The following is a 24,163-nucleotide window of genomic DNA, read 5'->3' as shown; positions in this document are numbered from 1 at the left end:
GTTTTATTTGTAGCTTCTGGTTTTCAGTTCAATGTTTTCGTATGTCAGTTCCTCCTTGTGCAGGACGGCATCCTTGGGCTCACCCTTGTACTCCCAGGCAGCCACATAGGTAAAGTTCTTGTCGTCCCGGAGGGCTTCCCCTTCCGGGGTCTGATATTCTTCCCGGAAGTGCCCGCCGCAGGATTCGTTGCGGTGCAGGGCATCTTTGGCAAAGAGTTCGCCAAGCTCCAGGAAGTCGGCCACGCGGCCGGCCTTCTCCAGTTCCTGGTTCATCTCGTCCATGCCGCCGGGGATCAGGACATCCGTGTAGAATTCCTCCCGGAGTTTTGCAATTTCCGCGATGGCTTCTTTCAGGCCTGCTTCGTTCCGGGACATCCCGCATTTATCCCACATGATCTTCCCGAGCTTTTTGTGGAAGTAGTCCACAGACTTGGTGCCCTTGTTGTTCACCAATTGCTCCATGCGGGTGCGCACGTCTGCCTCGGCTTTATCAAAGGCTTCGGAATTCGTGTCGATGGGACCGGTGCGGATGTCGTTGGAGAGGTAGTCCCCAATGGTGTAGGGCAGCACAAAGTAGCCGTCGGCCAGGCCCTGCATCAGGGCGGAGGCCCCCAGGCGGTTGGCGCCGTGGTCGCTAAAGTTGGCTTCCCCGGCCGAGTAGCATCCCGGGATGGTAGTCTGCAGGTTGTAGTCTACCCACAGCCCGCCCATGGTGTAGTGCACAGCCGGGTAGATCATCATTGGGGTCTTGTACGGGTTCTCATCCACGATCTTCTCGTACATCTGGAAGAGGTTGCCGTATTTGGCCGCAATCACTTCTTCCCCAAGGCGGGTGATGGTGGCGGCATCCGGGTCTTTGATCCCGGAGGTGAGGGCTTTTTCCTTGCCATAGCGCTGGATGGCCGAGGCAAAATCCAGGTAAACGGCTTCTCCGGTCTTGTTTACTCCATAGCCGGCATCGCAACGCTCCTTGGCGGCGCGGGAGGCCACGTCCCGGGGGACCAGGTTCCCGAAGGCCGGGTAGCGGCGCTCCAGGTAGTAATCCCGGTCTTCCTCGGCAAGCTGGGTGGGCTTGAGTTTCCCTTCCCGGATGGCCTGGGCATCTTCCAGTTTTTTGGGCACCCAGATACGGCCGTCGTTCCGCAGGGACTCGGACATCAGGGTGAGTTTGGACTGATGGTCTCCGGACACGGGGATACAGGTCGGGTGGATCTGCGTAAAGCAGGGGTTGGCAAAGAACGCGCCCCGGCGGTGGGCCCGCCAGGCTGCGGTTACGTTGCTACCCATGGCATTGGTGGAGAGGAAGAACACATTCCCGTATCCCCCGGAGGCCAGGACCACCGCGTGCGCCCCGTGGCGCTCGATTTCGCCGGTTACCAGGTTGCGGGCGATGATGCCCCGGGCCTTGCCGTCCACCAGGACCAAATCCAGCATTTCGTGCCGGTTGTAGCTTTTGATCTTGCCGCGGTTAATCTGCCGGTTCATGGCCGCATAGGCCCCCAGCAACAATTGCTGGCCGGTCTGCCCCTTGGCGTAGAAGGTGCGGGATACCAGTACCCCCCCGAAGGAGCGGTTGTCCAGCAGCCCGCCGTATTCCCGGGCAAAGGGGACCCCCTGGGCCACACACTGGTCAATGATATTCACGGACTCTTCGGCCAGGCGGTATACGTTGGCTTCGCGGGAACGGTAATCGCCCCCTTTAATGGTGTCGTAGAACAGACGGTACGGGCTGTCGCCGTCGCCCTGGTAGTTCTTGGCGGCATTGATGCCCCCTTGAGCGGCAATACTGTGGGCGCGCCGGGGAGAGTCCTGGTAGCAGAAGGTCTTTACGTTATAGCCCAATTCCGCCAGGGTGGCCGCGGCCGATGCCCCTGCCAGACCGGTACCAACCACAATGATATCGATATTGCGTTTGTTGGCCGGGCTAACCAGGTTGATGTCGTTTTTATGTTGGGTCCATTTCTCGGCCAGCGGGCCGGAAGGGACCTTAGAATCCAGGATTCCCATAGTTAGTGCGTTATCGGGTTAAGGTGATGGTATAAGGCGATGAAGATAAACAGCAGCGGCACCACAATGGCGTAAAGCCGGGTGAAGTTGCGAATGGCCGGGCTGTACTTGTTGTTAACCCCCATGGACTGAAAGGAGGAGGCAAATCCGTGCCAGAGGTGGAGGGACAACAGTACAAAGGACACCACGTAGATCACCGTCCGCCAGATGGGGGCAAACTTCTCTACGGTCTCCGCGTAGTAGCGGGTGGGGTCCTCCGGGTTGGCCTCAAGGTATTTGTAGGTCATCTCATGCACCCAGAAATCATAAAAGTGGAGCCCCAGGAAGGCCAGGATGACCAGGCCGGAAATGATCATGTTCCGGGAAACCCAGGGGGCATTGGCGCCGCCCTTGTACTGTACGTACTTGACGGCCCGGGCTTTGTTGTTGCGCACCTCCAGTACAAAGCCCATCACAAAGTGGACGATTACGCCCGCAATGAGGATGGGTTGCATGAGGAATTGCACCACGGCGTTGTACCCCATGAAGTGAGACCAGGTATTAAAAGTATCCGGGCTCACCACCGAGGAGAGGTTGATCGTTACGTGCAGCAACAGGAAAAGCACCAGGAAAAGCCCGGAAAGCGCCATAACGACCTTTCGGGCAATGGATGAGGTAGCGAATCCGCTCATATGGATTTGGTTTAATTTTTTAGCCTTACAAAAATACAGCCCGGAAGGCGTTTTAACAAACTTTGCCCCTGATGCTGCAGCATTTAGAACGGATTTAAAGTGCCTGCCTCGCCTTCGGGCTGCAAATCGGCATTTTTCCGGGGATTTGCGGGGGGATGCAGTTCATCACCATACGAGGGCTTTCGGGCGCCGGCCCATCGGCCTTATTCGATCGTAAAACTGCCTTCGGCTGTGGCCCCGCCCAGGCTCAGCACCACGGTGTATTCCCCTTTGGGCAGGTAGGTCTTGCCGTTGTCTGCCACCTCCAGCTTGGCCTTGTTTTTCTTCAGGTAAGCGCTTTTCCCTTCCTTGGAGAAGGCCACGTCATACGAGAGCACATTAAAGCCGGGGTCGGCCTCCATCTCTGTGGCGCTCACCACCACCCCGTCCGCGCTCCGGACCTCGGCCGAAACCACGCCGCCTTTCGCGCTGTAAAAGCGCACGTCCACCCCGGGGGTAAAGGCCTCGCCCCAGGTAGACCAGGAGCTGCCCCAGCGGCCGGAATGCCGCAGATTTTCCAGGTCGTAGACCAGCAGGGGTTTTTCCAGGTCTGCAGCCCCGGTGTTTTGCAGGGGGCGGATGTCTGCCTTATAAATGCTGCGCCCATGGGTGCCCACCAAGAGGTGGCCGGCCTCGGGCTGTACCACCAGGTCGTGTACGGCCACCCGGGGCATGCCGTTCTGCATCAGTTGCCAGTGCTGGCCGCGGTCCAGGGACACGTACAGGCCGTTATCCGTGCCCACATAGAGCAGGTCCGGGTTCTTCGGGTCTTCCAGGACCACATTCACCGGCGAAGCCGGAATCCCTTTAGCCAGGGATTTCCAGGTGTTGCCGTAATCTTCGCTTACATACACATACGGGGTAAAATCATCCCAGCGGTAGCCGTTCAGGGCCACATAGACCCGGCCCTTTTCGTGGGCGGAGGCAGCCACCCGGCTTACCCAGAGGCCTTTCGGGAAGCTGTCGGAAATCCGTGTCCAGCTGCCGCCTCCATCGCGGCTCAGGTGCACCAGGCCGTCGTCGCTGCCGGTGTAGAGCAGGCCAAACTGGAAGGGGGATTCGGATATGGTGGTCAGGGTGCCGAAGGCGACGTTTCCTTTTTTCCCGCCCGTGGTCAGGTCTTCGGAAATGGCCGCCCAGGTATCGCCCCGGTCCATGGAGCGGTGGAGTTTATTCCCGCCCAGGTAAAGAATATCGGCATTGTGGGAAGAGAGCAAGATGGGGGTTTGCCAGTTAAACCGGTAGGGCGCTTCGCCCAGGGTATGCTTGGGCTGAATGGGGGTGCGCTTGTCCTGGTCCAGCTCCAGGCGGAAGTAATTCCCGAACTGGAAGCCGGTATATACCGTACTGGCATTGCGGGGGTCTACCTGTACCTGCATGCCGTCCCCGCCCAGCAGGCGTTTCCAGGGATACTCCCCATTGCCGTGCCAGGAGGTGGATTCCGTGGCGTTGTGCGGGCCCTTCCACACCCCGTTGTCCTGCAGCCCGCCATAGACGTTGTAGGGCTTCTGGTTGTCTACGGCAATGGCGTAGAACTGCCCCACCTGGGGGGCGTTGTTTTTGATCCAGTGGGCGCCGTAGTCGTAGGAGATATTCACCCCCCCGTCGTTCCCGTTAATCAGGTGGCCGGGGTTATCCGGGTTAATCCAGAGGGCATGGTGGTCCGAATGCACATTGTCCCCATCGATAGCAGCAAAGGTCTTGCCGCCGTCCGTGGAGCGCAGTTGGGGCACCCCGGCAATGTAGATCTGGTTTTTGTCGTAGGCCGCTACCTCAATCTGACCGAAGTAGTAGCCATAGCTGTAATACAGGTCGTCTATATAACCTTCATGTGTTTTCTGCCAGGAACGGCCCCCGTCTTCCGAACGGTAGACTTCCGCCCCCACCACCGGGGTATCGAAGAGCAGGCTGTTGGCGTCTTCCAGGTAGGTGGCCAGGTCCGCCGGCTTGGCGGTGCCCTTGCGGACCATATCTTTCACCGACCGGGCCGAATACTCCCGCGGAAAGCGATTGTTGCGCAGGTATTCTGCCAGCTCCCCGTTATCCAGGGCCAGGAAGGCCTTGGCAGACATGCCTTTGAAATCTTCCTTGGATAGGCCCGTGTCTTCGGATGGGTCTGCTGCCTCGGGCCTGCGGTCCTGGTTGTCCACCACGGCGTAAACCGTATTGGCGTCGAAGGCGGCCAGGCCAATGCGGCCTACCCCTTCCCCGGTAGGGAAACCGGCACCGGGTTCGCTCACCAGGTTCCAGGTTATGCCCCCGTCTATACTTTTATAAATGCCGGAACCGGGGCCATTGCCGGTAAAGTTCCACGCTTTGCGATCCCGTTCCCAGAAGGAGGCGTACAGGATATCCGGGCGCCCGGGTGCGGCCACCAGGTCTATGGCGCCGGTGGCTTCATCCACAAACAGGGTGCGGGTCCAGGTCTGGCCCCCATCCGCCGTGCGGTAGATCCCCCGTTCCCCGTTTTCGGAATACAGGTGCCCGGCTACGGCCACGACCACCACGTCCGGGTTGTCCGGGTGGATTACAATGCGGCCAATGTGGTGGGAATCCGGCAGGCCCATATGGGTCCAGGTTTTTCCCAGGTCGGTGGATTTATACAGCCCGATGCCCGCATAGGAAGAACGGGAGGCATTGTTTTCGCCCGTACCGGCCCAGACGGTCTTCGAGGGCCAGTGAACGGCTACGGCCCCCAGGTTCTGGGTAGGGGTCTGGTCCATAACCGGCTCAAAGTGCGTCCCGTTATTGCGGGTATGCCACAGCCCCCCAGAGGCATAGGCCACAAAGAATTCCTCGGGGCGGGCCGGGTTTACGGCCAGTTCGACCACCCGCCCGCTCATAATGCTGGGGCCGATATTTTCCAGGCGGAGGTTCTTCACCAGGGAGGCCTCCTGCATCCGGGCCATCTGGTCCAGGGCCGCCCAGACATCCTGGGCAGAAGTGGCCCGGGATTGGGCAAAGAGTGCGGGGGAGCATAATAAGAGCAGCAGGGAAATACGGATACGTGTCATAGGAAGGGTTTTTGGCTGGATTGTGGAATCCTCAAATTTTTACACAAACGATTGCGGGGTTGCTTAATATTTTGTTAATTTATTTCCTGTTTAAACCTAACCTTTAGAACATATGGAAGAATACCTCCCATTAATTATTCAGCTGGTTTCCGGTGCCGTAGGCGGCAATGTAGCCGGAAAGATATTGAAAAATCTCTCGCTGGGCACCGTCGGGAATTCCCTGGCCGGTATCGTTGGCGGGGGAGTAGGCGGCTGGCTGCTGGGCATGCTGGGCCTTGGCGGTGGAGAAATGGCCGAAGCGGCCGGGAGCATGGACCTCTCCTCCATCCTGGGAAGCGTTGCCGGCGGCGGCGTAGGAGGTGGTGTGGTCATGGCTGTGATCGGCGCCCTGAAAAACGCCTTTACCCGTTAGTAATTAACCAACCTAAATACCGATGGGGGCTCCTTGGAGTCCCCTTTTTTTATGTCGATTCCCTACCTTTGAAACAAAGCGAAAATTCCCATGAAATACGACCCGATCCCATCGGACCTGTACGTGCGCAACCGGCGCAAATTCACGGCACATATGGCGCCAAAAAGCCTGGCGGTGTTCAATTCCAATGACATTTATCCCATTAGTGCGGACAGCACCATGCCCTTCCGCCAGCATTCGGATATCCTGTACCTGAGCGGGGTGGACCAGGAAGAATCCATCCTGTTGCTCTTCCCGGATGCCCTGGACCCCAAACACAAAGAAGTCCTTTTTGTGCGGGAAACCAATGAACACATCGCCATCTGGGAGGGCGCTAAACTCACCAAGGAGCAGGCCTATGCCGTTTCAGGGATTCGCACCGTGTACTGGCTCACGGATTTCGACAAGGTGTTCTTTGACCTGATGACCGAAGCGGAAACCATCTACTTCAACACCAATGAACACTACCGGCAGGCCGTGGAGACCGAAACCCGGGAGGCCCGTTTTATTAAAACCTGCAAGGAGAAGTTTCCCGCCCACCGCGTGGCCAAGAGCAACCCCATCCTGCAGGAGATACGCGGGGTGAAGGAGGCCGAGGAAATCGAGCAGATTCGCACCGCATGCAGCATAACCGAGAAAGGGTTCCGCCGGGTCCTGGGCTTTGTGAAACCCGGGGTCTGGGAATACGAGATCGAAGCGGAATTCCTGCATGAATTTGTGCGCAACCGCTCCCGCGGCTTTGCCTATACCCCGATTATCGCCTCTGGGAACAATGCTAATGTGCTGCATTATGTCGAAAACAACCAGCAATGCCAGGCGGGCCATCTGATCCTCATGGATGTGGGGGCCGAATACGCCAATTTCTCCAGCGATATGACGCGCACCATCCCCGTAAGCGGGCAGTTCACCAAGCGGCAGCGGGAGGTGTACGACGCCGTATTGCGCGTGAAGGACGCCGCCACCCAAATGCTGGTGCCCGGCACCCTCTGGGCGGAGTACCACAAGGAGGTGGGGAAGATCATGACTTCCGAACTCCTGGGCCTGGGCCTGCTGGACAAGGCAGACGTACAGCAGGAAAACCCGGATTGGCCGGCTTATAAAAAGTACTTTATGCACGGCACCAGCCACCACCTGGGGCTGGACACCCACGACTACGGGGCGCTTAAAACCCCTATGAAACCCAATATGGTCTTTACCGTGGAACCCGGCATCTACATTCCTGCAGAGGGATTCGGCATTCGCCTGGAAGACGATGTGGTGATCCAGGAAACCGGGGCCCCGGTAAACCTGATGGCGGGCATCCCCATCCTGGCCGAGGAAATCGAGGCCTTGATGAATGCCTAGTGTCACCCCGGGTGAATGTGCGTCAGCGCATGGGTATCGACGTGTGCTGCGGGAGTTCTCAACACGATTTTCAGCCGACCGCAAATCCCACTTTCAGATTTTCAAATTCACGTATTTGCCAATTAAAAACCCCGGCCACCTGGCCGGGGTTTTTGTGTGTGTATTCAAAAAAAAAAAAACTACTCTTCAATAAAGAGGTAGTTTAGGTTCAGGGCGTTGAAAGCCTTGTTAAAGGCAGTTATTTCCTCGTCCACCATCTTGTCGAAGGCCTCCAGCTGGGTGTGGATGGCCGCGCTGAGTTCCTGTTTCACCGCCAGGTCCTGGGCCGTGGGCGGGAAGTCGTCCCGGCCAACCAGGCTGTTCAGGTGGGCCAGCTTGTTGGTGAGCTTGATCGGGAAGTTCAGCGGGTCCTGGTTGCTGCGGTTCTGGGTTTGGTACAGGGCTTTTTCGATATCCCCGAAACCTTCCTTCATCGCCTTGGCTTTTTCCAGGAGTTCGGCTGTGGCTTCATTCCCTTTGTATTGCTTCATAAAGGCATCCAGCTGCTCATTGATCTTACGGATCTTTTTGATGGATTGGTGGGCCCGGTCTACCGTTTCATTGACTTCGGTAATAAAGTCGTGCTGCCGCTGCATGTCTGCCACGGAAACCTCGGCCCGCGGGTCCGGGACAATGTTAAAGGTCTGGGACTGGGTGGTGCCCCCGGCCGTCAGGTGCACCTGATAGGTGCCGGGTACGGCTTTGGGCCCGGTGAGACGCGCCGCCCATAGGATCATGCCCGGCAGGCGTTCGGCCCCTTTCCCGCGGGTGTCCCACACATGGGTATTCCCGCCTTTTTTCACCTCCAGTTTTTCCCGCCGTTCCTTGGCAAAAGTGCTGAAGCTGGCCAGGGTATCGCCGGCAGTGGTGGTATAGGTCAGGGCCACGCTGTCCTTTTCCCCGAATGCCTTCAGGTAAAAATGCGTGACTACCCCGGCCGGGTGGTTCTGCCCTTCAGTGAGGGAGGGGGTGCTGCTGGCCCGCCCCTTGGTGCGGTAGGCGTCCTTGGGCTGGTACAGCACCGCCGCGGCGTTGCGCTTGGCATCGTCCAGTTGGTGGAGCACGGTCAGATCGTCCAGGATATACAGGCTGCGCCCCTGGGTGGCCACAATCAGGTTGTTATCCTTAATGGTCAGGTCCGTGATGGGCACAATGGGCAGGTTCAGCTGGAAGGGATTCCAGGAAGCCCCGTCGTCAAAAGAGATGTACATGCCTGTTTCGGTACCTGCATAGAGCAGGCCTTTGCGCTTCGGATCTTCCCGTACCACACGGGTAAAATGCTCGCTGTCGATCCCATTGGTGATCTGCTGCCAGGTTTTCCCGTAGTCCGTAGTCTTGTACAGGTAGGGCTGGAAATCTCCCAGTTTGTAACGGGTGGCCGCCACATAGCAGGTGCCCTCGTCAAAAGCAGAAGGCTCAATGCTGTTGATCATGTTCCACTCCGGCATGTTGGCCGGGGTTACATTTTCCCAGGTGTCGCCCCCGTTGCGGGAGACGTGGATCAGGCCATCGTCGCTGCCTACCCACAGCAGGCCTTCCTTCAGCGGGCTTTCGTTGGCGGCAAAGATGGTACAGTAGTATTCCACCCCGGTATTGTCCTGGGTAATGGGTCCGCCGCTGGAGACCAGTTTCTCCGGGTCGTTGCGGGTCAGGTCCGGGCTTAGGAGCTCCCAGCTCTGCCCTTCATTGGTGCTCATGTGCACGTGGTTGGAGAAGGTGTAGAGCTTCTTGGGGTCGTGTTTGCTGAAGATGATGGGGAAGTTCCACTGGAAGCGGTATTTCATCCCTTCGGCCCCGTACCCCATGGGGTTGTCCGGCCAGACGTTAATACCGCGTTCGGTGCCGGTGTCGTGGTTTACCCGGGTCAGGTACCCGCCGTAGCTGCCGCCGTATACGATGTCGTCATTTTCGGGGTCTACCGCAATATGGGCGGATTCCCCCCCGGCGGTGGGTTCCCAGTCGTTCTCGTCTATGGCCCCTCCATCCGAGCGGTGGCGGATCCGCACCGTACTGTTGTCCTGCTGGGCCGCATAGATGCGGTAGGGGAAGGCGTTGTCCGTGGTCACCCGGTAGAACTGGGCCGTGGGCTGGTTGTAGTAGGTGCTCCAGGTGGTTCCCCCGTCGTAGGAGATCTGGGCGCCCCCGTCGTCTCCCATAATCATGCGCTGGGGGTCTTCCGGGGCAATCCACAGGTCGTGGTGGTCGCCATGGGGGGCGTTAAAGGTGCTGAAGGAGCTGCCCCCGTCGGTAGATTTGTGGTACTGTACGTTCAACACATAGACTACATCTTCATCGTGGGTATCGGCATACACCCGGGTGTAGTACCAGGCACGCTGGCGCAGTTTGCGCTCGCTGTTTACCTGGGCCCAGGTTTTGCCCCCGTCTTCGGAGCGGTAGAGCCCGCCCTTGTCCTTGTTTTCCACAATGGCCCAAACCCGCTGGGGGTTTGCCGGGGATACCGTTACCCCGATAATGCCCAGGGTGCCTTCCGGGAAGCCTTCATTTTTAGAGATTTCGGTCCAGGTTTCCCCGCTGTCCGTAGACTTCCACAGGGCGGAACCGTCGCCCCCGCTGCTCAGGCTGTAGGGGGTACGCTGCACCCGCCAGGTGCTGGCGTAGAGGATGCGGGGGTTGGTGGGGTCGAAGGTGAGGTCTACCGCCCCGGCCATGTCGTTTACAAAGTGGACCTTGCGCCAGCTCTGGCCCCCGTCCGTACTCTTATAGATGCCCCGTTCCTGGGTGGGCTTGTAGATATTCCCGAGCACGGCCGCAAACACGATGTTGTGGTCCGTGGGGTGCACCCGCAGCCGGGGGATGTGGCGGGATTTTTCCAGGCCGGCGGCCGTCCAGGTCTTCCCGGCATCCTCGCTTTTCCATACCCCGTACCCGCTGGAGACATTCCCGCGTACGGTGGTCTCGCCCCCGCCCACGTAAATCACGTTGGGGTCGCTGGGCGCTACTTCCACGGCGCCAATACTGCCGCCAAAGTAGCCGTCGGAAATGTTCTCCCAGGTGCGCCCCCCGTTCTGGGTGCGCCATACCCCGCCGCCGGTGGCGCCAAAGTAAAAGAGGTTGGGCTGGCCGGGCACGCCGGTAACTGCAGCGGAACGCCCGCCGCGGAAGGGCCCTACCAGGCGGTACTCCATGGACGAGTACAGGGATTCCGGGTAGGTGTTGGTCTGGGCACGGTTCCTGCGCTGGGCTTCCGCAGATAGGGGAAGCAGGCAGAGGGCAAGGACTAGCAGGCCTGCCCGAAACAGAAGTGTTTTCATATTTGGATGGTATTCGAATTAGTCAGCTGTTGAAGATACAAATTGTTTGTCTTTTCAAATGGCATATCCGGGGGAAAGAAGGGGGCCGAATGCCTGCCGGGCCCATGCAAAAGCGTACCTTTATAAGATGAAGCGGGAAAAGCGATTGCAGCTCGGGTTTATTGCCGGGGTGGTGCTGGTATTGCTGGGCACCCTGGACCCCCTGGAAGGCAGCCTGCTCATTGCCCTGGGGGCCGGGGTACTGGCCTGGGTAACCCACAGCTACCAGGACCCCCATGCGCGCTACTACAAAATGGCTGCCGGGCTCATCGGTTTTGGGGTGGCGGCCCTATGGCTCCTCTCCGCCCTGGGTGGGTTCGGAGGCAAGAGCACCCTGGCCAATGGCTGGGCGGTGCTTCTGTTGCCATACCCGGCCGGGTGGCTGATGTTGTTGGGGCTGTTTTACCTGCGGCTGTTTGTGAAGCGGAAGTAGGGCGCGGGGCGGTGCCGCTTAGGGGGCCCACCCGCCCACCCGGCAACAAGATCGGGTCCAAGCCTGCAACTTCCCAGCAGTCTCCAATTCCTGAAAGCGCCCACCCCCTATTTCTTCATGCGAATTCGTACCTTATTAGCAGCAAACCTGAACCGATGAAAACGCCTTTCCGCCTCCTGGCCCCGGCCCTTCTGCTTGCGGGCCTCTTCGCCTGCAAAAATGAACCCCAAAATGAAATTCAAACCCCAATGTTGGCCCATCCCGTATCGGCCACCTACCGCCCCGCCCAATTTGAGACGGATGACCGGGCCGAAAAGATCCGGGGCATTGCCGGGCAGCTGCAGGAGCTGATGGAAGCCCACCAAAAGGAGAAACACATCCCCGGCATGGCCTATGGGGTAGTGGTGGATGACCAACTGGTGATCGCATCCTCCTCCGGGGTGTTAAACCTGGACACCGAGGCGGCCGCTACCCCCGCTTCCGCCTTCCGCATTGCCTCAATGACCAAGAGCTTTACCGCCATGGCCATAGTGCGGTTGCGGGACCAGGGCAAACTTGCCCTAAGCGACCCGGCGGCGAAATACATCCCCGAAATGGCAGGGCTGGAAACCCTCACCTCGGATACCCCACCCATCACCATACAGAATCTGCTCACCATGACGGCCGGCTTCCCGGAAGACAACCCCTGGGGCGACCGGCAGCTGGACGAACCGGTGCAGATGCTCACCGACCTGATGGAGGGAGGGGTCTCCTTTAGCAACCCCGCCTCCTTTGGCTATGAATACAGCAATACCGGTTACGCCCTTTTGGGCGAAATCGTTTCCCGGGTCTCGGGCCAGCCCTACCAGGCGTATATCCGGGAGCACATCTTTGAGCCCTTGGGCATGCGCAATTCCTGCTGGGAATACGACAGCGTGCCGGCAGCCCTGCTGGCCCATGGGTACCGGTGGGAAGACGAGCAATGGAAAACCGAACCCATGCTGCACGACGGCTCCTACGGGGCCATGGGCGGGCTTATTACTACCATTGAGGATTTCAGTAAATATGTAAGCTTCCACCTCTCGGCCTGGCCCCCCCGTTCCGGGGAGGATGCCGGCCCCATATCACGCAGCAGCCTGCGGGAAATGCACCAACCCAGGTACCCCCGACTCTATGCCCAGGGGCGCGACTGGCGGGGGGAACCCTGCCCGGTGCTTTCCGGCTACGGCTATGGCCTGGGCAGCACCACGTTCTGCAACGGGGTGCGGCAGGTGACTCACGGGGGCGCCCTGCCAGGCTTTGGCAGCAACTATGTGTTCTTTCCGGAATACGGGGTGGGGCTGATGGCCTTTGGGAACCTCACCTACACCTCCCCCTGGCCCCTGCGGGAGATTTATAAACTCTTGTTCGACACCCTGGAACTTCAACCCCGCAAACTCCCGGTTTCGGAAATCCTGGAGCAGCGGCAGGCCGAAGTGGCCGATTGGGTCCGCACCGGCAACCCGGAGCTGGAAGCCCGGCTGATGGCCGAAAATTTCTTCCTGGACCAGTCCCGGGAGGCCCGCCGGGCCGAAATCGATGAAGTATTGGAACAGGCCGGGGAAATTGCAGGCATAGACCCCCTGGAACCCGAAAATCAACTCCGGGGGCGTTTTGAGCTGCCGGCTCAAAAGGGCAAGGTCTCCATTTTCTTTACCCTGACCCCGGAAAAGGACCCCAAAGTGCAGCAACTGGATGTGCGCTTTGAGGCCAATGACGAATAAAGCACACCCTAACATGACCGCCCCAATGAAATTCAAAATATTCCCGCTGATGTTCCTGGCCCTGGCCGCCTGCCACCCCCCTGAGGCGGAGGAAAATGGCGCCATCCGCTACCGGACTACCCTGGACCAGGCCCTGCTCCTGCAGCCGGATACCCTGGTTACAGCCCCGGCCGAAAACCCTGCAGCGGTGTCCATTACCCTGGATCCGGGCCAAACCTTCCAGACCATGGACGGCTTCGGGTTTACCCTGACCGGCGGCAGTGCGCTAAACCTGCAACGCATGCAGGCCGGGGCCCGCCAGGCCCTGCTGGAAGAGCTGTTTGGAAGGCGCCCGGAGGCCATAGGCATCAGCTACTTGCGCCTGAGTGTAGGCGCTTCGGATTTGGATGAATTTCCCTGGTCGTATAACGACAGGCCGGCAGGGGAAACCGACCCCAACCTGGAGCATTTTTCTTTGGGGTACGATACCCTGTACCTGATCCCCACCCTGAAGGAAATCCTGGAGATCCAGCCCGGGATAACGCTTATGGGTTCCCCCTGGTCGCCCCCGGCCTGGATGAAGGACAACAAAGACACCCGGGGCGGCAGCCTGCTGCCGGAGTACTACCCCGCCTACGCCCAATACTTCGTCAAATACCTGCAGGGGATGGCCGGTCACGGCATCCGCATCGATGCCATTACGGTGCAGAACGAACCCCTGCACCCGGGCAACAACCCCAGCCTGTACATGCCGGCCGAAGCCCAGGCAGATTTTATCGCCAACCACCTGGGGCCGGCTTTTAAGGCCGCCGGGATTACCACCAAAATTGTGATCTACGACCACAACGCAGACAAGCCGGAATATCCCATTTCCATCCTGGACCGCCCGGATGCCGCTCCCTTTATAGACGGCTCGGCCTTTCACCTCTATGGGGGAAGTATAGACGCCTTAAGCCAGGTGCATGCCCGCCACCCCAGCAAGCACCTCTACTTTACCGAACAGTGGATCGGGGCCCCGGGGGATTTTGCGGACAACGTGGCCTGGCATACCGAAAACCTGATGATTGGCGCGCCCAACAACTGGGCGAAAGTGGTGCTGCAATGGAACCTGGCGGCGGACGAAAACCAGGACCCGCATACGGACCGCGGCGGCTGTGACCGCTGTTTGGGCGGGGTAACCCTGCAGGGGGACGTGGTAACGCGCAACCCGGCCTATTACATTGTGGCCCAGAGTTCCAAATTCATCCCCCCAGGCTCGGTGCGCATGGGCTCCACCCAGCCGGAAGGGCTGAACAATGTGGCCTACCACACCCCGGACGGCGGGGTGGCCCTGCTGCTGCAGAACACCTCCGGCACGCCCCGGGAAGTGGCGGTAAGCCTGGGAGGCACCCGCGTGCAGTTCCGCATGGAAGCCGGGGAAATCAACACGGTGGTTTGGGGCAGTGGCGGCTGAAGGCCTTAGGGAGCCCACCCGCCCACCCGGCGACAAGCTACCCCTCCACCCTGCAACCCCCTTGCACCCCACCCCGAACATTTAGTACCTTACCCCCTATGAAGCCCATTGTTGTCCTCACCCTAATGCTTTGTTGCCTTATGGCCCCATCCCTCCACAGCCAGACCCGCCTGCGGGATTACGGCATTGCCCTGGGCGTGCTGCGCCCGGGCACCCATAACGCCATTACCGACGTCCCCGGAGTAACCGTGGGGCACACCACCCGGGTAGAAGGGGATTCCATCCGCACGGGGGTAACGGCCATCCTGCCGCACAGCGGCAACCTCTTCCAGGAAAAGGTGCCGGCGGCCATTTACCTGGGCAACGGCTTCGGGAAGCTGGCCGGGTACTCCCAGGTAGAGGAACTGGGGAACCTGGAAACCCCCATTGTGCTCACCAATACCTTAGGTGTGGCCACGGGGGTGGAGGCCCTGGTTTCCTATACGCTTACCCAGCCGGGAAATGAAGAGGTGCGCTCGGTAAACGCCGTGGTGGGGGAAACCAACGACGGCTACCTGAACGACATCCGCGGGCGCCACCTGACCCAGGCCGATGTGTTGCAGGCCATTGCCGCAGCCGGCCCCGGTCCGGTAGCCGAGGGAAATGTAGGGGCCGGTACGGGCACCATTGCCTTTGGGTTTAAGGGGGGGATTGGCACCGCCTCCCGGGTGTTGCCGGAGAAATCCAACGGCTACACGGTGGGCGTGTTGGTACAGGCCAACTTTGGCGGGGTCCTGACTTTGAATGGAAAAAACCTGGCGGCTGCCCTGAACCGCATCCCCCGCAACTACCGCTACGACACGGACGGCTCCTGTATGATGGTGGTGCTTACGGATGCCCCCCTGGATGCCCGCAACCTGAAACGTTTGGCCAAGCGCTGCATGCTGGGCCTGGCCCGCACCGGGGGCATTGCCAGCAACGGCAGCGGGGACTATGTGATTGCCGTTTCCACCGCCCCCCAGAACCGCATTCTGTACACCCCAAACGGCATTACCGCCACCGTGGAAACCTTGCATAACGACGCCATGTCTCCCCTGTTCCTGGCGGCCATTGAAGCCACCGAAGAGGCCATTTGGAATGCGCTTACCGCAGCGGAAACCCTGTCGGGACATCGGGGTACCATCGAGGCGCTCGATATGAGCAAAGTACTTCAAGTCTTGAAAGAATAGGGGGAGGCCTAAATTTCCTGGCAGGGGCAAAAGGCTCGGCGGCTGCGCCGCCTCGCCCTATCTCTTCATTTCTTTTGCTCGCCCAAAAGAAACGAAGCAAAGAAAACGGCGCCCTCGCTTAGGCGTTTTTTCAGTTTGCACTGCAAAACCAGGCACCGGAAGCTAAAGACGGTCCAAGGCTTCCCGCCTTCTTAACGCTTCCGATACCTTACGCTGAACCTCGGGGGTTTTCCGCCTGCGGCGGAATTATAATTTACGGGCTTGGGCTTGGGATAAGCATTGCCTCCGTTAGCGCCAAGAATTCCTTGGTTTTATCCCAATGCCGGCATAAGTTCTGAACCGTAAGAAATCGAGGAAGGTTAGTCGCTGCCGAAGGCAAGCTGGGTCGGAGCGGCGCAGCCGCGTAGTTTACGCAGCGTGCGACTGGCCTGACGTAGATTTCAAGGGGCAGAAGTTCGCCGGAAAGGCCTTTTCTTTTGGTTCGTTTTCTTTGGGCCAGCAAAGAAAATGAACATAAAGTGGCGACGCGACGCAGTCGCGGAGCATATAATATCCATTCAGAAAGGAATGAGCCTACCGCGGTGCAGCCGCAGAGCATCTAATATCCGTTCAGAAAGGAATGAGCCTACCGCGGCGCAGCGGCGGTTAGCTTAACATCTTCTCAAAATTTTTATTCCGATTTCGTACCTTAAGCCATTCAAACCACCCAAATGAAAAAAACCATCTTTTCCCTGGCCCTTCTGGCCGTTATTTTCTCGTGTAAAACCGACCCCAAAAAAGAAATGGAACCCGCTGCGGAAGACACAGCCGAGGTTGTGGAATCCGAATGGCAATACCTCTTTGATGGCACCTCCCTGGAGGGGTGGCGCGGCTACAACCTGGACAGCTTGCCCCCCGGCTGGACCATTCAGGACAGCACCCTGGCCTTCGATACCCAGCTGGGCCTGGAGCAGGAATACACCGGCGGGGTAGACATCCTTTACGGGGCGGAGGAGTTCGACAACTTTGAGCTTTACCTGGAATGGAAGCTGCCCGCGGGCGGCAACAGCGGCATCTTCTACCACGTAAAGGAGGGCTATGACGGCATCCCCCAGGTGGCCCCGGAATACCAGCTCATAGACGATGAGAATTACGAGAACATCCACGACCTCACCGAATACAACCTTAGCCTGGGCTATACGGACCACCCGGAGCAGTTAAAGCCCCTGCAATCTACCGGGGCGGACTACGCCATGCACCCCCCGGACCCGGGGAAAATCCTGCACCCGGTAGGGGAGTGGAATTCCTCCAAAATTGTCTTTACCCCAGAGCGGGTAGAGCACTGGCTGAACGGGAAAATGGTACTATCCTTCGTGCCCTGGGACGAGGCCTGGGAGGCCCAGAAGAACTCCGACAAATGGAAAACCAGCCCGGATTACGGCATCCACAAATCCGGCTACATTGCCCTGCAGGACCACGCCAGCCCCATCTGGTTCCGCAACATTAAAATTCGCAAACGTTAAACCCAAACCGACCGATATGAACAAACGGGATTTTATCAAGAAAAGCAGCCTGGGCGCCCTTGGGGTAGCCCTGGCCCCCTCCTTTTTACAAAACATGAAACACCTGGGTCCGGATGCGCGCCTGCGCACCGCCCACGTAGGCCTGGGCTTCCAGGGGTTTGACGACCTGCGGGACATTTCCTCCCACCCCCAGGTAGATGTGGTGGCCCTCTGCGATGTGGACCAGAACAACCTGGAACGCTGCCTGGCCCTGCACCCCGGCGCCAAGACCTACAAGGACTACCGGGAAATGCTCAAGGAAATGGGAGACGGCATTGACGCCGTTATTGTAGCCACCCCGGACCACATGCACGCCCCCGTAGCCATGATGGCCATGGAGATGGACAAGCCGGTGTACTGCCAGAAGCCCCTTACCCACTTTGTGTCCGAGTCCCGCGACATGAAAAAACTGGCCGAGGAAAAAGGCCTGGTCACCCAGATGGGCATACAGGTACACAGCTTTTACGACTATATGCTGGGCACCCTGCTGATTCGCGACGGCATTATTGGCAAGGTGCACACCGTACGCGCCTGGAGCCCCAAGACCTGGGGCTACAACGGCCCGGTGCCGGAAGGGGCAGACCCCGTACCGGAAACCCTGGACTGGAACCTCTGGCTGGGCACCTCCCCGGAACGCCCGTACAAGGAAGGCTTTTACCACCCCACCAACTGGCGTAAGATTGTGGACTACGGCTGCGGCACCCTGGGCGATATGGGCGTGCACATCTTCGACACCCCCTACAACGCCCTGGAACTGGACGTACCCCGCACCATCAAGACGGATTGCCGCCCGCCCAATGGCTTTGGCTACCCGGAAAACAATACGGTAACCTATGAATTCCCGGGCACGCCCCAAACGGCGGAAACCCTTACCTGGATCTGGTCCGACGGCCCCGGCGCCCCCGCCCCCCATCCGGACCTGGAACTCCCCGGAGGCGAGGCCCTGCACGACCAGGGCGCGATGTTTATGGGCGAAAAGGGCCGCCTCTACCTCCCGCACTTTATGCTGGAACCCAAGCTGATTGTAGATGGGCAGTATCAGGACATAGACGTGGCCAAATACAACCTGGGCACCCCCATTCGCAATTACGCCACCGAGAGCCCCAAGCACTACCACCAGTTTGTGGACGCCTGCCTGGGCAAGGGCGAAACCTCTGCCCCCTTTAGCTATGCCGCCCGCCTGACCGAAACCATCCTCTTAGGCGTCATTGCCGGCAACTTCCCCGGGGAAACCCTGCATTGGGATGCCAAAAAAGCCCGCTTTAAGGAAGGGAAGGCGAATAAGTTTTTAAAGGGGAAGTATCGGAAGTTTTAAGCCGAAGCTAACTTCATATCGAATCCAGGAGTGAACTCAGCTCTAACTCATGAGATGTGAGAGGGATTTTTACGAATTAGGCTATTATCCATGTTCAATTATGGGCGGGGTTTATTTCGAATCCGGCACAATGTTATTCTAGATATCATACTATTTGAAAATAAAATCATGGCAGTTTTAGGAAGAATTATCAAAGAAACAGAGGATAACATTAGTATTCGCCAAGGGAGTGTGATAGGGGATGTTATTATCGAAAAACATTGGATGCAAATAAGAACTTATGCTATGGGCGATTTAACAAGGGGGCGAGGGTCAAAACAGAATATTCAGTTCGACAAACAGAAGGCGAAAGAGCTCAGAGAGCTATTAGATATTTTCATAAAACAATAGAATTAAAGCAAATAGTTAAGCGTCAGAAGTAAGAGCAGCAAGTTTAATAATTGTATTCAGCGCGAATGAAAAAGATAGAAACGGAAAAGATCTTTTTCCAACTTTTCCACGCAAAAGATGAGGAGGATCTCGTTGCCATTATTGATGAATCACCAAAAATTTTCGAAGATTCCAATTGGAAACCTCTCGGCAACAATAAAAGCAATTATGGTGTTGTAAAGAACCAACAATCCAATCCAGTAGCGGCTCTAATTGAGAAAGTTACCAATTCTATTGATGCACTTCTGACCAAAAGATGTCAAGAAGAGAAAATAGATCCAGCCTCCGAGAATGCTCCTAAATCAATGGACGAGGCAATCGAATTATTTTTTCCTGATAATAATTGGGATCTTCAAAGCTTTAGACGGAAACAGGCACAGGATATTCAAATCATCGCCGATGGAAAGGGTCCACGTACTCAAAGAAGCCAATATCCAACCTCGGTTTTGGTCTACGATAATGGCGAAGGTCAACATCCGGCCGATTTTGAAAACACCTTTCTGTCCTTACTAAGAGGTAATAAGAATGATGTACATTTTGTTCAGGGTAAGTACAATATGGGAGGAAGTGGTGCTATTGTTTTTTGTGGGAAAAAACGGTATCAGTTAATTGCCTCAAAGCGATTCACTAATGATGGTGATTTTGGTTTTACCCTTATTCGGGAACACCCCAAAAGGGAATCTGACCATGCAAAGGAAACTTGGTATGAGTATCTATTAATTGATGGTAAAATTCCTTCTTTTCCAATTACTCAATTGGATCTCGGATTGGAAGACAGGTTATTCCAGACAGGAACCATTATTAAGATGTATTCGTATCAGTTTCCTAAGGGGTATTCTGGTTTTGCGCAAGACCTGAATCAAAGCATAAATGAGTTTTTGTTCAGTCCTGCACTCCCAATCCTTACAAAAGATACTGCAGAAAGGTACCCTAATAACAAGGTATTGGTTCAAGATTTGTATGGACTTAAACGAAGGTTAACCAGCGAAGAATCAGAATATTTAGACGACAAATTTTCGGAGATATTTGAAGACGATACAATAGGGAAGATGAAAGTTTCCTGTTTCGTATTTAAAACGAAAATTCGAGACTTTGATTTAAAACGTTCCAAGGAAGTTATTCAGAACAGATACTTCAAGAACTATATGTCTGTAATGTTTTCATTAAACGGACAGGTTCACGGAAATTACACCTCTGAGTTCATCACAAGGTCTTTAAAACTAAATCTCCTTAAGAACCATTTGCTTATTCATGTGGATTGTACAGAGATGAAGTATGAGTTCCGCAAAGAACTCTTTATGGCCTCAAGGGATCGCCTTAAGGACGGCGATGAAACACAATATCTCAGACAGTATTTGGCAACCCAACTAAGTAAAAAAGATGGGCGGCTGGCTGAAATTGAAAAGAGAAGGAAGGAAGCGGTAAACATAGATACCTCTTCAAACACAGGGGAATTATTAAAAAGCTTCACCAAGGATTTACCATTGGATTCTGATCTTTTAAAATTACTTAATCAGACATTCAAATTAGATCTCGAAAAGGATAAGAAATCAAAACAGAATAAAAGGCCTTCTAAACACGAGAAAGAAGTAGTGCCATTTAATCCCCAACGATTCCCATCACAGTTTAAGGTAGAGGCGAGAAACGATGGTAAAACGGAAATCACTAAAATCCCCTTGGGAGGGGAGCGAATCATCAAGTTTACTACGGATGTAGAAAACGACTATTTTGATCGTATTGAGGAACCAGGTGATCTTCAGATTGCCATTCTAAATATTCAGAATAATGAGACTCAAGGTGGGAATAAACCAGGGGAGCCAAAGGAGCCATCCGAGTTATTTAATATCGTTCGAAGTAGTCCAAATAGAGGAACCATAAAGATCTCCCTGAATCCAAAAGATGAGGTTTCAGTGGGCGATGCCGTTCAAATGAAGGTTACCCTAACAAGTCCTGGGAAAGACTTTGATGAAATTTTTTGGGTGAAAATTGCAGACAAAGAAAAGCCTAAGGAAAAGAAACCCAAGGAGGACGAAGGGCAAGAGCCATTAGGCCTACCACAACTAATATTCACATATAAGGAACCGAATCCTGAAATTGAAGCTCAAGTTGCATGGGAAGCGGTAGAAGAGGCAACAGGATTGGCAATAGATTGGCAGACGGTCATGGTGCCTGAGGCCGAGGGAGACGTTTTGAAATCCATTTTTATAAATATGGATTCGGCTGTCCTAAGAAACTTTATCTCTAAGTATAAAAATCCCAACCAAGAGCAATTGGAACTGGCGAATAGGAAGTTTTATACTTCTGTTTATTTCCATACTCTGTTCTTATATACAATTAGTAAAAATCGCGGGTATGAGATTCGCCAGAAAATGGAGGGTAAGGAGGAATTAGAGCATGTGGAATTAGGACAATACCTAAAGGATCTTTTTGATCATTATTATTCCACTTTTATTTTGAATTTTGGAGGTATGGAAGAGATGATGCAAGGACTAGAGGATTAGGGGTTATTAATTCCTGATTGTAATTTTTGAAAGTATTTCGACTCAAAATGTTGGTCCAAATGCCTAATAAAAGCAACTTTTAGTCTTCTAGTATAGATCAAAAATACCGTTGAGATAGATAATACAAAAATCAAGATATTCAACAATAAAAAATTGGTTAAACCCATTTTCATTATTGAAATGATTTCAAGGCAAATAAGAAAAAAGGCACAGCATGAAAGGTTTACACTGAGGTGAAAGAATCCACTATATTTCTCAGTCTTTAATTTTTCACTTTCTGATAATGTCGAATAGAAATCATAATAATTAATTAACACCTTTTTGTATTCGATGCCCGTAATTTTTTGAATTTTATTTGTGGGTAGATCTTTTTGAAATTTCTTGAACATTTTTGGAAAATCCCAAGCATAGATAAACAATCCAAACACACAAATTAAAATAACCTCAACTAAAGTGTTTTGGTAAATCCCAGGATCAGTATTTAAGTTTCTAGCTATTTCGCCGATAATTGACTCCTTTAATCCCAAATAAAGGTATGTCCCGGGAAGTAATATTCTTAGAATCTCATAAAATGAGAATGATGAGATTAAACTATTCATCTTTACTAAGCTATGGACTTTTGAAAGGAATATTTTTCGATAGATCTAAAATATTGCCTTTTTAATAAGCCTATTAAGTCTTCTATATCAGAAATTCTTCGATTTTTCGAATTGTTCAGCAAAGTTCTAATGATTTGATAAAGCCCTTCATCTTGAATTTGAAAATCTGAACGTCTAATGCCACCTTCTGGTGAGTTACCTTGAAGAATAAACCAATAAATCTTACCAAGCTGATATAGATCTGAACTATGATCGATCTTACAGTCATGATGACTTTCCCAAGGCCTCCCTTCACACAAAAATTTGTTCATTGATTCGGGACTCATCCAACCTCTTGGACCAATCCATTCTGCTGGTTTATCGATTTCAAAATTTTCATCCCTCTTATCGATTAATCCCAAATCTGAAATAACCCATTCATTGTCAATAAAAAGAATGTTATCAGGCTTGAGATCCCTATGATAATACTTTAACTCCCAAAGATTCTTCAGTGAATTGGCGATATCAATTAAAAGTTGAATTTTATCAATCAGGCTCAGCTTATTATTAGCAAGATATGTAGATAAATCGCATGCCGCATATTGCATAGTATAGAACCTATGCTGGCACTTTAATCCTCGTTTGTCTTCAATTTGCGCCAATCCATTGTGATATATTTTCATTAGATTAGGTATACGTTTAGCAGAACACTCAAGTAAAGCCTGAATTTCTATATCAAATCTTTTACTCCTGTTATCCTCACGCTTTCTCCCTTTTTCTGAGTTGCAGATTTTTATAACTAAATCAGGTTCATCGGGATAGCCTTCATCCTCATCGAAGGATTGTGCTTCAATTAGCTTTAGGACATGAGAATTACCTCCTCTATTTCCTGGCGAATGGTTATCTAAGTAATATGGTATATAATCCACCCCATCTATATTGACGATATTCATGAAAGGTTTGGATAGATCTATCCTAATTACATATTTATTAATGACTATTGTTTTTGGGAAAGTAATTTTCACAATACTCATTTAATATCTAACAAGTAATATTCATCTACCTTATTTAAGGTAAAGGGGAAAAATTGTCCTTTTTCAATGTAATTGGCAATCTCACCAAGAACTTCATTATCCTCTAATGATTCAGATTTGTTCTTTAAAATGTAATTGAAAAACATCAATCTCCTTTCCCGCGCTTTTTTGGAATTGGATTGTGAAACACAATCCAAAGCATAGTTCTTAAGAGGTTCACAATCGTCGTTTGAAGGAGATATATATTCTGAAATTAACAAGAGGACTTTATATTGTGCTTTGAATGTTTTGAGATCCTGATTTAAATTTTGATGAACAAAGTTGAACAAAGTATAGAAATCATTCTTTTGTTTATATCGTGTCCTGCTCAAATTATGGACATCATTTAAAGCGTGAATCGGGGTTAAAACTTTTATAAAAAGGTCCTTTAGAAATTCATACTCCTCGTCACTAATATCGTTCTTATATATAGTTTCAATATTTGATTTTTTGTCCTGTATTCCGTATTTCAAATAGGCCAATAATTCTTCAACATAGCTTCTATCATTCATTCTTTTTGAGCTTGCCTCTGTAAACAAATTGAGGTCAATGAATGATTGCTCATCCAAAATCTCTTCAGCGAGCTTCATAAATTTTTTGTCATGAAACTCAGCTTTATATAATTCAGGTGTTGTTAAGTGCTTACCTTTTTTATTAACTAAAACATAGAATTCAGCTATATCATCATCGGCATCCAAGTTGAATATTTCGATAATAGGAAGCTTATAATTTAGGAATTCTTCTTTTTTAATAGAATTGAAATATTCACCCCTGGAAGATGAAATATTGTTTTTAACAAACCGATAAATAGTTCTAATTCTTTGTTGACCATCAACGACTTCCATTATCCCTTCATTATTATAAATAAATAAATTTGGTAATGGATAGTTGTTAAGAATAGAATCAATTAGTGCTTCCTGATCATTTTTCGTCCAAATATCCTTGCGTTGATAATAAGGCGATAGATTGACTTTGTCTTTGTCTATCAAGTCTACGATATCGCTTATTTTCATTGATTTAAAATGATAGTCCATG

17 protein-coding genes are annotated in these 24,163 nt (G+C 53.5%); 10 read left to right on the top strand and 7 right to left on the bottom strand.

From position 1 onward, the window contains the following. Positions 1–3 precede the first annotated feature (3 nt). From OZ410_RS03750 to OZ410_RS03740, 3 genes are all read right to left on the bottom strand, one after another. Complete coding sequence (locus OZ410_RS03750) at positions 4–2,007, bottom strand: fumarate reductase/succinate dehydrogenase flavoprotein subunit (RefSeq protein ID WP_277706577.1); 2,004 nt, start codon at positions 2,005–2,007, stop codon at positions 4–6. A 2-nt stretch (positions 2,008–2,009) separates the two neighbouring features. Then, positions 2,010–2,678 carry a succinate dehydrogenase cytochrome b subunit gene (locus tag OZ410_RS03745; protein ID WP_277706576.1) on the bottom strand — a complete coding sequence of 223 codons (669 nt, stop codon included), beginning with the start codon at positions 2,676–2,678 and terminating at the stop codon, positions 2,010–2,012. 203 nt (positions 2,679–2,881) lie between these two features. Further along, positions 2,882–5,731 carry a WD40/YVTN/BNR-like repeat-containing protein gene (locus OZ410_RS03740; protein ID WP_277706575.1) on the bottom strand — a complete coding sequence of 950 codons (2,850 nt, stop codon included), beginning with the start codon at positions 5,729–5,731 and terminating at the stop codon, positions 2,882–2,884. 112 nt (positions 5,732–5,843) lie between these two features. Here OZ410_RS03740 and OZ410_RS03735 point away from each other — a divergent pair, with 112 nt between their 5' ends. Both OZ410_RS03735 and OZ410_RS03730 read left to right on the top strand, forming a co-directional pair. Next, complete coding sequence (locus OZ410_RS03735) at positions 5,844–6,143, top strand: hypothetical protein (RefSeq protein WP_277706574.1); 300 nt, start codon at positions 5,844–5,846, stop codon at positions 6,141–6,143. A gap of 90 nt (positions 6,144–6,233) precedes the next feature. Beyond that, positions 6,234–7,526, top strand: a complete 1,293-nt coding sequence (locus tag OZ410_RS03730) for an aminopeptidase P N-terminal domain-containing protein (RefSeq protein ID WP_277706573.1) — start codon at positions 6,234–6,236, stop codon at positions 7,524–7,526. Between the two features lie 179 nt (positions 7,527–7,705). On the opposite strand, the gene OZ410_RS03725 is transcribed toward OZ410_RS03730, so the two are convergent. Then, a complete protein-coding gene (locus OZ410_RS03725; protein WP_277706572.1) occupies positions 7,706–10,837 on the bottom strand; it encodes a WD40/YVTN/BNR-like repeat-containing protein in 3,132 nt (1,043 codons plus the stop codon). A 127-nt stretch (positions 10,838–10,964) separates the two neighbouring features. On the opposite strand from OZ410_RS03725, the gene OZ410_RS03720 reads away from it, so the two are divergent. The 8 genes from OZ410_RS03720 (at position 10,965) to OZ410_RS03685 (ending at position 21,477) form a co-directional block, all read left to right on the top strand. Continuing rightward, positions 10,965–11,309, top strand: a complete 345-nt coding sequence (locus OZ410_RS03720) for a hypothetical protein (protein WP_277706571.1) — start codon at positions 10,965–10,967, stop codon at positions 11,307–11,309. 155 nt (positions 11,310–11,464) lie between these two features. Beyond that, on the top strand, positions 11,465–13,051 hold the full coding sequence (locus tag OZ410_RS03715; protein WP_277706570.1) for a serine hydrolase domain-containing protein: 1,587 nt from the start codon (positions 11,465–11,467) through the stop codon (positions 13,049–13,051). 25 nt (positions 13,052–13,076) lie between these two features. Next, positions 13,077–14,483 (top strand): glycoside hydrolase family 30 protein, encoded by a 1,407-nt coding sequence (locus tag OZ410_RS03710; RefSeq protein WP_277706569.1) that lies wholly within the window; start codon positions 13,077–13,079, stop codon positions 14,481–14,483. A gap of 140 nt (positions 14,484–14,623) precedes the next feature. Further along, entirely contained in the window at positions 14,624–15,691 is a 1,068-nt protein-coding gene (locus OZ410_RS03705; RefSeq protein ID WP_277706568.1) for a DmpA family aminopeptidase, read from the top strand. A 710-nt stretch (positions 15,692–16,401) separates the two neighbouring features. Then, complete coding sequence (locus tag OZ410_RS03700) at positions 16,402–17,193, top strand: 3-keto-disaccharide hydrolase (RefSeq protein ID WP_277706567.1); 792 nt, start codon at positions 16,402–16,404, stop codon at positions 17,191–17,193. Between the two features lie 16 nt (positions 17,194–17,209). Further along, positions 17,210–18,547 (top strand): Gfo/Idh/MocA family protein, encoded by a 1,338-nt coding sequence (locus tag OZ410_RS03695; protein ID WP_277706566.1) that lies wholly within the window; start codon positions 17,210–17,212, stop codon positions 18,545–18,547. A gap of 168 nt (positions 18,548–18,715) precedes the next feature. Then, positions 18,716–18,937, top strand: a complete 222-nt coding sequence (locus OZ410_RS03690) for a hypothetical protein (RefSeq protein ID WP_277706565.1) — start codon at positions 18,716–18,718, stop codon at positions 18,935–18,937. Between the two features lie 65 nt (positions 18,938–19,002). Beyond that, a complete protein-coding gene (locus tag OZ410_RS03685; RefSeq protein ID WP_277706564.1) occupies positions 19,003–21,477 on the top strand; it encodes a hypothetical protein in 2,475 nt (824 codons plus the stop codon). Here the strand turns inward: OZ410_RS03685 and OZ410_RS03680 are convergent. The 3 genes from OZ410_RS03680 to OZ410_RS03670 form a co-directional block, all read right to left on the bottom strand. Beyond that, positions 21,474–22,076 carry a hypothetical protein gene (locus OZ410_RS03680; RefSeq protein WP_277706563.1) on the bottom strand — a complete coding sequence of 201 codons (603 nt, stop codon included), beginning with the start codon at positions 22,074–22,076 and terminating at the stop codon, positions 21,474–21,476. The genes OZ410_RS03685 and OZ410_RS03680 overlap by 4 nt on opposite strands. Before the next feature lie 5 nt (positions 22,077–22,081). After that, a complete protein-coding gene (locus OZ410_RS03675; RefSeq protein WP_277706562.1) occupies positions 22,082–23,008 on the bottom strand; it encodes a protein kinase domain-containing protein in 927 nt (308 codons plus the stop codon). 77 nt (positions 23,009–23,085) lie between these two features. After that, positions 23,086–24,162: a DUF262 domain-containing protein gene (locus OZ410_RS03670; protein ID WP_277706561.1), complete on the bottom strand. Its 1,077-nt coding sequence runs from the start codon at positions 24,160–24,162 to the stop codon at positions 23,086–23,088. Position 24,163 lies beyond the last annotated feature (1 nt).

Source organism: Robiginitalea aestuariiviva (assembly GCF_029537735.1).
In the GTDB taxonomy this organism is placed as follows: Bacteria; Bacteroidota; Bacteroidia; order Flavobacteriales; family Flavobacteriaceae; genus Robiginitalea; species Robiginitalea aestuariiviva.
Note: the sequence above shows the minus strand (reverse complement) of the source record. Positions and strands in the feature narration are given on the sequence as shown.